12 protein-coding genes are annotated in these 11,833 nt (G+C 72.2%); all 12 read left to right on the forward strand.

Features of this window, described 5'->3' with window-relative positions; all coding sequences use genetic code 11:
- The first annotated feature begins 529 nt into the window (after positions 1–529).
- The 12 genes from AW270_RS31175 to AW270_RS31230 all read left to right on the forward strand — a co-directional run bounded on the left by AW270_RS31175 (position 530) and on the right by AW270_RS31230 (position 11,812).
- Positions 530–1,231, forward strand: coding sequence for a hypothetical protein (locus AW270_RS31175; RefSeq protein WP_061299704.1), 702 nt, complete (start codon positions 530–532; stop codon positions 1,229–1,231).
- A 3-nt stretch (positions 1,232–1,234) separates the two neighbouring features.
- Positions 1,235–1,975, forward strand: a complete 741-nt coding sequence (locus tag AW270_RS31180) for a CpaE/TadZ family protein (RefSeq protein WP_061299705.1) — start codon at positions 1,235–1,237, stop codon at positions 1,973–1,975.
- Complete coding sequence (locus AW270_RS31185; RefSeq protein WP_061299706.1) at positions 1,972–3,276, forward strand: TadA family conjugal transfer-associated ATPase; 1,305 nt, start codon at positions 1,972–1,974, stop codon at positions 3,274–3,276. Before AW270_RS31180 ends, AW270_RS31185 begins: the two co-directional genes overlap by 4 nt.
- Complete coding sequence (locus AW270_RS31190) at positions 3,273–4,154, forward strand: type II secretion system F family protein (RefSeq protein WP_245674944.1); 882 nt, start codon at positions 3,273–3,275, stop codon at positions 4,152–4,154. Before AW270_RS31185 ends, AW270_RS31190 begins: the two co-directional genes overlap by 4 nt.
- A 223-nt stretch (positions 4,155–4,377) precedes the next feature.
- The gene (locus tag AW270_RS31195; protein ID WP_061299708.1) at positions 4,378–5,316 is read left to right on the forward strand and encodes a type II secretion system F family protein; all 939 of its coding nucleotides are present in this window, start codon (positions 4,378–4,380) and stop codon (positions 5,314–5,316) included.
- A gap of 23 nt (positions 5,317–5,339) precedes the next feature.
- Positions 5,340–5,543: a hypothetical protein gene (locus tag AW270_RS31200; RefSeq protein WP_245674945.1), complete on the forward strand. Its 204-nt coding sequence runs from the start codon at positions 5,340–5,342 to the stop codon at positions 5,541–5,543.
- Positions 5,540–5,965, forward strand: coding sequence for a TadE/TadG family type IV pilus assembly protein (locus tag AW270_RS31205; protein ID WP_061299710.1), 426 nt, complete (start codon positions 5,540–5,542; stop codon positions 5,963–5,965). The genes AW270_RS31200 and AW270_RS31205 overlap by 4 nt, the downstream gene beginning before the upstream one ends.
- Positions 5,958–6,350 carry a TadE/TadG family type IV pilus assembly protein gene (locus tag AW270_RS31210; RefSeq protein WP_157522879.1) on the forward strand — a complete coding sequence of 131 codons (393 nt, stop codon included), beginning with the start codon at positions 5,958–5,960 and terminating at the stop codon, positions 6,348–6,350. The genes AW270_RS31205 and AW270_RS31210 overlap by 8 nt, the downstream gene beginning before the upstream one ends.
- 32 nt (positions 6,351–6,382) lie before the next feature.
- On the forward strand, positions 6,383–6,844 hold the full coding sequence (locus tag AW270_RS31215) for a pilus assembly protein TadG-related protein (RefSeq protein WP_063819402.1): 462 nt from the start codon (positions 6,383–6,385) through the stop codon (positions 6,842–6,844).
- Positions 6,841–10,173, forward strand: a complete 3,333-nt coding sequence (locus AW270_RS39195; RefSeq protein ID WP_061299712.1) for a hypothetical protein — start codon at positions 6,841–6,843, stop codon at positions 10,171–10,173. The genes AW270_RS31215 and AW270_RS39195 overlap by 4 nt, the downstream gene beginning before the upstream one ends.
- Positions 10,174–10,268: 95 nt before the next feature.
- Positions 10,269–10,883, forward strand: a complete 615-nt coding sequence (locus AW270_RS31225; RefSeq protein WP_061299713.1) for a hypothetical protein — start codon at positions 10,269–10,271, stop codon at positions 10,881–10,883.
- Positions 10,880–11,812, forward strand: coding sequence for a hypothetical protein (locus AW270_RS31230; protein ID WP_157522882.1), 933 nt, complete (start codon positions 10,880–10,882; stop codon positions 11,810–11,812). Before AW270_RS31225 ends, AW270_RS31230 begins: the two co-directional genes overlap by 4 nt.
- Positions 11,813–11,833: the final 21 nt, after the last annotated feature.

The raw sequence follows: 11,833 nt of genomic DNA on the forward strand, positions 1-11,833 counted from the left end.
CCAATGGGGGTCGGTGGCGGGGTCACCGTACAGAGATGTCAGCTCCGCACGGCTGTGTATGACCGAATCGGTTGGTCTGTGGACAACACCCCAGGCCTGTGGGTAACCCTGTGGATAACTCGCGGGCCTTCATCAACGGCGTGCGACGGCACGCGGCTGCCAAGTGGGGGCTTTCCCGGCGGATCCCGATTCGGATCCGCCCCGTTCACCTGGCGTTTCTGTGGAAAACCTGTGGATTGTCCACCTGTCCTCAGGTACGTCAATGGATATATGCCGAAATGCCATAGCCATTGTGTTCATGCCCCGATCCATGGAGTGTGGGGCAATTGTGGCCATTGTGAACGGTGGGACGGCTCAACCTCGTCCACCTGGGAAAATGCGGGAAGGTGCCGTTCTCTTTGACGACGTGACCTATAACCGATAAGCATGGCTCGCGAATTTCCCGAACCGGCGGGTTCGGTGATGTCCATAATGGCGTGATATTTCGTCGCGAATCCTAAATTGCTTTTGATCTGGGAGTCCCCTGCCCATGAGGATCAGCGAGAAGCCCGTCCGGGACGCGCCCCGCCCCGTCAACGGCTCACCCGTCGATCGGCCCACTCTTTCCGGCCCGGCCTCGCGCAAGCTGCCGGTGCCACCACGGGAGCGCAAACCCGCGCTCGCGGCCGTCGCCGTGCTCCTGATCATCGGCGGCGCCCTCACCAGCACCCTGCTCGTGATGCGCAGCGGCGACCGCGTCTCGGCCGTCGGCGTGGCCGAGCAGATCGGCGCGGGGCAGCAGATCCCGGTCGCCGCGCTGCGCGAGGTGCAGATCGCCGACACCGGGATCTCCTACGTCCCGTGGAGGTCCCGCGACGAGGTCGCCAAGACCTTCGCCGCGGTGACCCTGCTGCCCGGCACGCTGCTGACCGAGACGATGGTCACCACCGACAGCGAGGAAGTGGGGCCCAACCGCGCCCGCGTCGGGCTCTCGCTCAAGGCGGGGCAGTATCCGTCCGGGCTCAAGGCCGGCGACGTCGTGCAGGTCATCTACGTCCCGGCCAACGCGCGCGGCGCGGTCGTGCCGCAGAAGGTGCTGGTGCCGTCGGCGCGGGTGCACAGCGCCGGGTCGTCGGAGCGGGGCGCCTCCGGGCTGGTCACCGTGATCGTCGACGCCTCGCTGTCGCCGCAGGTCGCGGCGTTCGCCTCGACGGGGGAGATCGCCCTGGCGGTGCTCCCGGGGGCCAGGTAGCCGATGGCGCTGATCGTGCTCGCCGCCGACAAGGGCGCGCCCGGGGTGACCACCGCGGCGACCGCGCTCGGGGCCGTGTGGCCCCGCCCGGTGCTGCTGGCCGAGTGTGACCCGTCCGGCGGCGACCTCGCCTACCGCCTCCCGGCGGCCGACGGCGGGGTGCTGAACCCGGCCCGGGGGCTGCTCAGCCTGGGCGCGGTGGCCCGGCGCGGGCTCCACCCCGACCAGGTGTACGAACACACCCAGAAACTCGTCGGCGGCCTCGACGTCCTGGCCGGGCTGACCAACGGCGAGCAGGCGGCCGGGCTGACCTGGCTCTGGGGCCCCCTCGGGCGCTCCTTCGCCTCGCTCGACCACGCCGACGTGCTGGCCGACTGCGGGCGGCTGGGCGTACAGGCCGCGATGAACGAGCTGGTCGACGAGGCCGACCAGATCCTGCTGTTCACCCGGGCCAGCCTCGACCACGTCGCCCACCTGCGCGAACGGCTGACCCTGCTGAAGCGCAAAGCAGGCGTGGTCGTGGTCGCCGATCCGCGCAACTACCGGCCCTCGCTCGACGAGGTGCGGCGCATCGTGGCGGGCTACGAGGTGTCGTTCGTCGGCGGCATCGCCTACGACCCCAAGGGCGCCGAGCTGCTGCGCGGCGAATGGGGCGGCCGGCTGGAGCGCAGCCCGCTCATCCGGACCGCCCGCGAACTGGCCGGACGCCTGGCCGGCCACCTCCAGAAGAGGGTGGCCCCGTGATCGACCACGCGCTCGTCAAACGCTTCCGCCAGGAGGTCGGCGACCGGCTCGCCCACCAGCGGCGGCTCGACCAGGCCAGCGGCATCCCGCCCATGAGCGGCGAGGACGAACGCCAGTTCGCCCGCGCCCTGATCGCCCAGGTCCTCGAGGAGTTCGCGCGCGGCGAGATCGGCGTCGGCCGCACCCCGCCGAGCGCCGACGAGGAGGAGGCCCTCGCGGCCGGGATCCACGCCGCTCTGTTCGGCGTCGGCCGGTTGCAGCCGCTCCTCGACGACGCCGAGGTCGAGAACATCGACATCAACGGCTGCGACCGGGTCTTCGTCAGCTACGCCGACGGTCAGGAGCTCAGCCACGAACCGGTCGCCGAGTCCGACGAGGAGCTCATCGAGCTCATCCAGATCCTCGCCGCCTACTCGGGCCTGTCGTCGCGGCCCTTCGACACCGCCAACCCCCAGCTCGACCTGCGGCTCCCCGACGGGTCGCGGCTGTCGGCGGTCATGGACGTGGCGGTCCGGCCCGCGATCTCCATCCGCCGCGCCCGGCTGGGGAAGGTGTTCCTGACCGACCTGGTCGGCAACGGCACGCTGACGCCCGATCTGGCCCGGTTCCTGGCGGCGGCGGTGCAGGCGCGCAAGAACATCATGATCGCCGGATCGACCAACGCCGGGAAGACGACGCTGCTGCGCGCGATCGCCAACGAGATCCCGGTCCACGAGCGCCTCATCACCGTGGAACGTGCCCTGGAGCTCGGCCTCGACCAGTTCCCCGAGCTCCACCCCAACGTGGTGGCGTTCGAGCAGCGGCTGCCCAACTCCGAGGGCCAGGGCGAGATCACCATGGCCGAGCTGGTGCGGCGCTCGCTGCGCATGAACCCGTCCCGGGTGATCGTCGGCGAGGTGCTGGGCGACGAGATCGTGACCATGCTCAACGCGATGACCCAGGGCAACGACGGGTCGCTGTCGACGATCCACGCCAACTCGTCGATGGAGGTCTTCAACAGGATCGCGACCTACGCCCTGCAGGCCGAGGAGCGGCTGCCGATCGAGGCGTCCCACATGCTCATCGCCGGGGCCATCGACTTCGTGGTGTTCATCGAGAAGCGCAACGACTACCACCGGGGCGGGGCGCTGAAGCGGTTCGTCTCCTCCGTCCGCGAGGTCGCGGGCTGCGATGGCCGCGTCCTGTCCTCGGAGATCTTCACCGCCTCCGAGGCGGGGGTGGCGGTGGCCCACGCGCCGATCGCGTGCATCGACGAGCTCGTCCACCACGGCTACGTGCCGTCGGGAGGTGGGTGGTCGTGATCCCGTTCGACCCCCTGGTGATCCTGGCCGGCGCCGCCGCCGGTGGCGGCCTCTACCTGCTCTTCCTCTCTCTGTACGGCCTGCGCCCCCGTCCGGCCTCACCCGACACCGGCGCCAGTCGTCTCCGTCTCCTCCAGTCGCTGACCACCCGTGGCGCCGTCGCGGCCATCGCCGGAGGGCTGACCCTGGTGGTGACCGGCTGGCCGGTCGTGGCCGTCGGCGCGGTGGCCCTGGTGATCGCCTGGAAGGGCTTCACCGGAGGCGCGGCCGAGGAACGCGCCGCGATGAAGCGCCTGGAGGGCCTGGCCGCCTGGGCCGAGTCGCTGCGCGACACCATCGCCGGCGCGGCCGGTCTGGAGCAGGCCATCCCCGCCTCGATCCGGGCCGCCGCCCCCATGCTCCAGCCGCATCTGCGCGCCCTCGTCGACCGGCTGCGCGCCCGCATGGCCCTCGGCGACGCCCTGCGGATGTTCGCCGACGAACTCGACGACCCCTCCGCCGACCTGGTGGTGGCGGCGCTGATCCTCAACTCCCGCCTGCGCGGCCCCGGCCTGCGTGACGTGCTGTCCGCCTTGGCGGTGTCGGCGCGCGAGGAACTCGACATGCGCCGCCGCGTGGAGGCCGAACGGCGCTCGACGCGGCGCAGCGTGCAGATCGTGGTCGGGACGGCGCTGGCCTTCGCCGCCTTCCTGGTCATCGCCAACCGCGACTACGTCGCCGAGTACGACTCCCTGCTGGGCCAGGCGGTGCTCGTCGTCGTGGCGGGACTGTTTGGCGCGGGGTTCGCCTGGATGCGCAGGCTGGCCCGCTTCGACAAACCGGGCCGCATCCTGGCCCCTTATCGGCGCCCGGAACCCGTGGAGGCGGTGAGCTCGTGACAAGCCAGGTCGATATGCCGAAATTTCGGGCGCGGCAGCGCCCGGCCCGAGGCGCGCGCGGGGATCTGGAGGCGAGGCGGTCCGGCGACCTGCCCGGCCGGTTCACCGCCAGACCGACGCGGTATGGCGTGGCCTCTCCCGCAGGGCCGGAGGCGTCCCATGACTGGGGGTCGGGCGTGGCCTTGCGGCATCAGGGCTGCGCCGCCCCTCGAAAGGGGGGCCTGTGATCGCGACCGCCTTCGCCGGCGGGGTTCTCGGACTGGGGATCCTGCTGCTGCTGCGGGCGCTGTTCCCGCCGCGACCCGGGCTGGCGACCCGGCTGGCCGCGCTCGAACTCGCCCGCACCGGGGAGGACGCGCCCAGGACGCCGCTCGTCGCGCCCGACGAGGAGGTCAGCGCGTTCCGGCAGGCGCTCGGGCAGCGGCTCGCCAAGTTCTACGCCGCGCGCGGCTGGGAGGCGCGGTCGACCCGGGCCGACCTGACGCTGCTGGGCAAGTCGTTCGAGGGGTTCCTCGCCACCAAGGTGCTGCTCGCCGTCTCGGGGCTGCTGGCGTTCCCGCTGCTCGTGGGGTGGCTGGCGGTCATGGGGTGGGGGGTGTCGCTGCAGATCCCGCTCTGGTCGGCGCTGCTGGTGAGCGTGATCTTCTTCTTCCTGCCCGACGTGCAGATCGGCAAGGACGCCAACGTCCGCCGCCGCGACTTCCGGCACGCCGTCGGGGCCTTCCTCGACCTGGTCGCGATGAACCTCGCGGGCGGGCGGGGCGTGCCCGAGGCGCTGATGATGGCCGTCTCCGTCGGCACCAACCCGGGTGTGGACGCCCCCGGCTCCAACTGGGCCATGGAGCGCATCCGGGAAGCCCTCGCCAACGCCCGGATCGTCGGGATCACCCCCTGGCAGGCCCTCGGCCAGCTCGGCGACGAGATCAACGTCGACGAGCTCCGGGACCTGTCGGCCGCGCTCGGGCTCGTCGCCGACGACGGGGCCAAGGTGCGGTCGTCGCTGACGGCCCGCGCGGCCACGCTCCGCAGGAGGGAGCTGGCCGAGATCGAGGGCAAGGCGGGCGAGCGCTCGCAGTCGATGCTCGTGGCGCAGCTCCTGCTGTGCGCGGGCTTCGTGATCTTCCTGAGTTACCCGGCCGCGATGAAGATGTTGGGATCCTGATGATGATCGATTACCTGGTAGCGATGATCCACGTACGCATCCACAAGGCGCGAACGGCCCCCTCACGCGGGGCGTCGGCGGTCGAGTGGGCGATCATCACGGCGATCATCGCCGGGGTGGCGCTGGGCCTGGCCGCCCTGATCCGGGGGCTCGTGGAGGCGCGCTCCGCCGAGATCACGTCCAACTTCGGCGGTGGTGACAGTGGCGGCGGCGGTGTCACCGAGTGAGACGCCGTAAGGGCGGCGACCGGGGCGCGACCGTCATCGAGCTCGCTCTGCTCATGCCGGTCGTCCTGGTCGTCGTGCTGCTGATCGTCCAGATGGCCCTGTGGTTCCACGGGCGGCAGGTCGCCGACGCGGCGGCCCGCGAGGGGGCCAGGGTCGCGCGGGCCGGTGACGACGGCTGGCAGGAGGCCGCCGAGGCCAAGGCCCGGCAGATCATCCAGGCCATCGGGCCGGAGATCCTGCGGGCCGCCACGGCTACCGCCTTCGAACAGGGCGATCAGCGCGGCGTGGAGGTGACGGGGAGCGCGGTCCAGGTCGTACCGCTGCTGCCCGAGATCTCCTTCACGATCACGGCCCGCTTCGGCGGGCCGGTCGAGTGTTTCCGGCCCGACGACGGCAGCGGGGGATGTGCGCCAGATGACTGAGCAGCCCGGGGACCGGGGGTCCATGTCGGTCGAGACCGTCATGCTCGCGCCGGTCCTGCTGCTGTTCCTGCTGTTCCTGGTCGGGGCCGGGCGCGTCGTCGAAGCGCAGGGCGAGGTCAACGGCGCGGCCCGGGACGCCGCCCGCGCCGCGTCGGTGCAGCGCGACGAGGGCGCGGCGCAGGAGGCCGCGACGTCGGCGGCGACCGGCGCGCTCGCCGACTGCCCGCCGGAGGTGTCGATGGCGGGGACGCAGTGGAAGCAGGGCGGCGTGGTCGAGGTGACCGTGAGCTGCTCGCTCGACCTCGACTTCCTCGGCTTCGGCGCCGGCGTGACGATCTCCGGCGACTCGGTCGTCCCCCTCGAACAGTTCCGGAGGGTCGAATGAGAAGAGCCGGCCTGAGGTCCGACCGCGGGTCCATGTCCACCTTCGTGGTCCTCTTCTCGGTCGCGGTGTTCCTGCTGGCGGGCCTGCTCGTCGACGGGGGCGCGGCCATCAACGCCAGGCTGCGGGCGGCCGACATCGCCGAGCAGGGGGCGCGCGCGGCGGCCGACCAGATCGACGTCGAGACGCTGCGCGCGACCGGGCAGCTGCGGCTCCTCGGCGACGCGCAGGTGTGCGGACGGGCGGACGAGATCGTGTCGGCGCACGACGCCGACGAGGTCGAGATGGGTCAGTGCACGGTCGGGGCGGGCCAGACCGAGGTGACCGTGGAGGTGAGCGTCACATGGGAAGCGTTCTTCCTGGCCGCGATCGGGTTTCCGGGTTCGGAGATGACCGCGTCGGCGACGGCCGTTCCCGAGAGCGAGACGCTGGCGGCCGGAGGCCGACTGTGGCTCGCGCCGATGAATCTGCCTCAAAGTCAGGGGGACGGCGCGTGAAGAGGACCGCGGGCGACGTCGCCGCCGGTCTTGCCTCCCTGGTGGCGCTGGCCGCGCTGCTGGGGGGCGTCCCCTATGCCCTGATCCGCTTCGCCGGTCCGCCGATCCCCGCCGAACTGCTCGACCTCGACGCGCTCATGAGCCAGGTCGGGACCGAGACGATCGTCGCCGCGCTGGTGCTGCTGGTCTGGATCGCCTGGGCCCAGCTCGTGGTCTGCGTCCTGGTCGAGGTGTACGCCGGGATCCGCCGCATCGGCATGCCCGCGCGCGTGCCGCTGTCCGGCGGCACCCAGGTCCTGGCCAACCGGCTCGTCTCCGCCGTGCTGGTCCTGTTCACGGTCTCGGCCGTGGCCGTGCCGCTCATGCGGTTCTCCTCCACCCCGGCGGTCCCGGTGCAGGCCACGCTGGTGAGCGCCGAGACGACGATCGCCGAGCGCGCCCCCCTGGTCCCGCGCGGCGAGGTCAAGAAGGTGTACGTCGTCCAGCCACCCCACGGCCGCCACCACGAGAGCCTGTGGGAGATCTCCGAGAAGTGCCTCGGCGACGGCCGCCGCTACGCCGAGATCTACGAACTCAACAAGCACAAGGAACAGCCCGACGGCTCCCGCCTGCACATGGCCGACCTGATCCGCCCCGGCTGGGTCCTCGACATGCCGGGCGACGCCCGCAACACCCACGTGGTGCCCGCCGACGACACCCGGACCGAGATCCTCAAGGACCACCCGGGCCCCCCGAAGGCCGGCGAGGGCGAACGCATCACCCTCCGCCCGGGCGGCGACCCCCAGCCCGACCGCGACACGACGAGACCGGGCGCCGACACCCGCTTCGAGGACCGCGACAACACCCACGCCCAGCCCCCGGTCACCAACCCGACCCGGCCCCCGGCGGACAACCCGACGCGCCCTCCGGCGGAGAGCCGCCCACCGACCGCGAACCCGACCCCGCCACCCGCGACCGGGGATTCCTCGCGCGCACCCGGTGAGAACACCGGCACCCGGCCCCCGGTCACGGCAGACTCCACACGCCCACCCGGTGAGACCACCCGCACACCGGGCGAGACCACCCGGGCACCCGGTGAGAACGCCGGCACCCGCCCGCCGGCGACGGCCGATCCCACCCGGCCGCCCGGTGAGAACAGCGGCACCCGTCCCTCCGCCGACCCCACACGCCCGCCCGGTGAGAACAGCCGCCCCCGGGCCACGGCCGAGCCCACCCGGCCGCCCGCCGACGGCGACTCGACCCGGCCGGAGGGCCGATCCGGCACGGACAGCCCCGGTGACGTCACGCGTCCGGGCGTGGACATCCTCATCCCGCCGCCCGCCGAGGGCCGCCCCACCGCCGACCCCACCCGTCCCGGCCAGGAGACGGCCAAGCCCGCCGAGCCGACCGGTAAGAAGCCCATCCCGACCGTCACCGCCACCACCCCCGCCGAGGAGGCCGGCATCGGGGACACCACGATCCCCAGGTCAGGCGTGATCGCCGCGCCGAACAGCGGCGGCACCATCCTGACCAGTCCGGCCGCCAGCCAGGGCTGGACCGAGCAGGTCGACCTGGTCGACTTCCTCGCCGGGGCCTCGCTCCTCTCGGCGGGCCTGCTCCTCCTCCTGGGCAAGCGGCGCAGGCAGCAGCTCTGGTCCCGGGCGTTCGGCCACCGGATCCAGCGTCCAAGGGGTGAGGCCGCCTCGGCGGAGGTCGCGATGCGGCTCGGCGCCGACGCCCCGGGCAGCCGCATCCTCGACACCGGCCTCAGACTGCTGGGCAAGCTGCTGGCCGAGGCGGACACCAGGCCGCCCGCCATCTACGCCCTGCACCTGTCCGGCCGGGGCATGGACCTCTGGGTCCACCCGCCGAGCCAGGACGCCCCGGCCCCGTTCGAGGCGGCCGACGGCGGTCAGATCTGGCGGCTGGCCGCCCACGAGGCGAGGCGGATCGACGAGCAGGCGATGGCCGACGTCCCGGCCCCCTATCCGGGCCTGGTCTCGCTCGGCACCGCCGACACCGGCCGCGTGCTCGTCGACCTGGAGGCCGCGCACGGCGTGATCAGCATCGTCGGCGAGCAGGCCGTCGCCGCGCTGTCCGCGCTGGCCGTCGAGCTGGTCACCAACCGCTGGTCGGACACGATGAAGGTCACCCTCGTCGGCTTCGGCCAGGAACTGCGCGCCATCGCCCCCGAACGGGTCAGCGTCGCCGCCTCGCTCGCCGAGGTCCTCCCGGAGTTCGAGAACGCCGCCCAGCCCGCCGACGTCCTGACCGGCCGCATCCATGGCCGGGCCCACGACCCCAACCACCCGCCGCACTACCTGCTCAGCGCCCTCCAGCCGACCGCCGACGAGGCCCGCAGGCTCGCCATGCTGGCGAAGAACACCAGGTCGGCGGCGGGTTACGTGATCGCCGCCCCGCTCCCGCACGCCACCTGGACCTGGGAGGTCACCCCCGAGGGCCGTTCGGTCATCGAGGCGCTCGGCTTCGACGTGCGGGCCCAGCTGCTGCCGCGCCGCCACTACCAGGCCATCGTCGGCCTGTTCCGGACGGCGGCCGAGAAGGAGGGCGAGCCGCTCCCGCTGCCGGACATCCGCCGCCACGACGAACCCCCGGCCATCGAGGTCCGGATCCTCGGCCCGATCGAGATCTCCCCGGTCAACGCGCTGGAGGAGGGCCGCGCCGCGCTCGCCAACGAGCTGGTCGTCTACCTGGCGACGCATCCGGGCGGCGTCCACCCGGTCGTGCTCGGCGGCGTCCTGTGGCCGCGCGGGGTGCAGCCGATGGTCCGGGACGCCACCCTGGCCCGGGTCGCCGAATGGCTCGGCCACGACCATCAGGGCCGCCCCTACCTCTACGCCGACGAGTCGGGCCGCCTCCACCTCAGCGACGAGATCAGGACCGACTGGTCGATGTTCCAGGACCTCGTGCGCAGAGGCGACCCCATCTCCCTCGACAAGGCGCTGCGCCTGGTCAGAGGGCCGCTGCTGAACGCCCGGCCGGCCGGGCGCTACGCCTGGCTGGCCGCCGACCCGCTGGAGTTCGACATCACCGCCTCGGTGGCCGACGCCGCCCACCGGCTGTGCGAGTCGCGCCTCTACCGGGGCGACGCCGAAGGCGCGATCGCCGCCGCGCGGGCGGGCCTGCTGCTGGCCGCCGACGACGAGAGTCTCTGGCGCGACCTGCTCAGAGCCGCCCACGCCACCGGCGAGCCGTCGAGGCTCCGCGCCGTCGTCGACGGACTGCACCGCCGCGCCGCCTCCCACCCGTACGGCGGCGGCATGGCCCCCGAGACCGAAGCCCTCATCGACGAGCTGCTCCCTGTGTGGCGAGCCACGACCACCGCGTGAGAACCGTGTGAGAACAGTGTGAGAACAGTGTGAGAACCATGCCGAAACCCGCACATCACTGGATCACGGCCCGGCCCGGTCGTTACGTTCACCGCGTGCGCCGGCTAGCCGTCATCGGTCTCGTCACCGCCCTGACCGCCTGCGGAGCCCCGGCGGAGCGGGGCTTCACCCCCCAGGGGGCCGCCCCGTCGAACGCCGCCGCCGAGGCGGCGCCCCCGGCGACCGCCGAGTCCATCGCCATCACCGACGACCTCTCGGTCTCGATCGAGTGGCCCGACCAGCGCGACGACATGATCACCGCCTTCACCGACTCCTACGTCGACCAGTGGAGGGCCGTCGCGTCGGGCGGCGCCGACGAGACCTACCTGACCGGCGTCGAGGACGCCGCCAGCCGCGAGGCGTACGCCTGGGTGAGCAGCTTCACCAGGACGAAAACCTCCGCCCAGGGCACCGCCAAGCTCTACTCGATCCGCGTCGCCGCCGTCGACGGCAGGGGCGCCGAGATCGACGCCTGCGTCGACACCTCGGGCGTGAAGGTCGTGGACGCCACCGACACTCCCGTGGCCGACCAGCCCAACTGGACCAAGCCTCCCAAATCCATCTACTTCCAGGTCGCCGCCGTACGGCGAGGGGACGACGGAACCTGGCGCGTCAAGCTCTTCCAGCACGCCGCGTACCCCGACCAAGCCGCGAAGGAGTGCCAACGGTGAAAGCCGCGCTCGCGCTGACCCTGGCCCTGAACCTGGTCACCGCCAACCCCGCTCCCGGCGGCGCCCACGGCGAGGGCTTCCAGACCGGCCGGACCGTCGGGGTCCGCCTGTCCAACTCCAGCATCGTCATCAGCGGCACCGGCACCAACGGCCGCGCCGACGGCTACAAGATCAAACGGCCCTGCTGGTACGAACCCGGCAAGACCGCCGAGAACATGCTGAAGACCCAGGAGGAGCTGCGCACCTGGTGGTTCCACACCAACCCGGGCGGCACCGAGGAGGACTTCCAGAAGTTCCTGGAGCAGTACAAGGACAAGGTCGGCCAGGACGGCCGCTGGTGGTCCCCGGCCTACAACGCCGCCGACCCGGGCGGCATGGCCTGCTGGTCCAACCTCCAGGGCGCGCTCTGGGTGCCCGACGGCGAGACTCCGGCCGGGGGGATCACCATGGAGGAACTCCTCCAGATCGCCCGCGCCGCCCTGACCGTGCCGGAACCGACGATCGAGGTCAATCCCGACGCGAAGAGCTACGTCAACCTGCCGACCTGGGTCTGGCTGGGCAACACCGGCGAGACCACCCGGTCGGTCACCGCGACCCTGCCGGGCGTCATGTCGGCCACCGTCACCGCCACCCTGGACAAGATCGAGATCGAGCCCGGCACCACGGTCCCCGACCGCGCCACCGTGGCGACGAACTGCGGCACGACCGGCCGGCCCTACGTCAAGGGCGGCGATTTCCAGTGCGGGGTGACCTACAAGCGGGCGTCGATCGACCAGCCGCGCAAGGTCTACACGATGACGGTGACGTCGGTGTGGCCGGTGACGAGCAACGTCGACCAGTCTGTCGTCCCCTTCGTCTACGATCCGGTGGAGGCGACGGTGACCCGAGACATCCCGGTGGGTGAGGTGCAAACCTCTGTCGAGGGGTAGTCCTCCAAGCCCGTGATCGTG

Origin of the sequence: Herbidospora cretacea, from assembly GCF_001570605.1 — a bacterium.
GTDB classification, from domain to species: Bacteria; Actinomycetota; Actinomycetes; order Streptosporangiales; family Streptosporangiaceae; genus Herbidospora; species Herbidospora cretacea.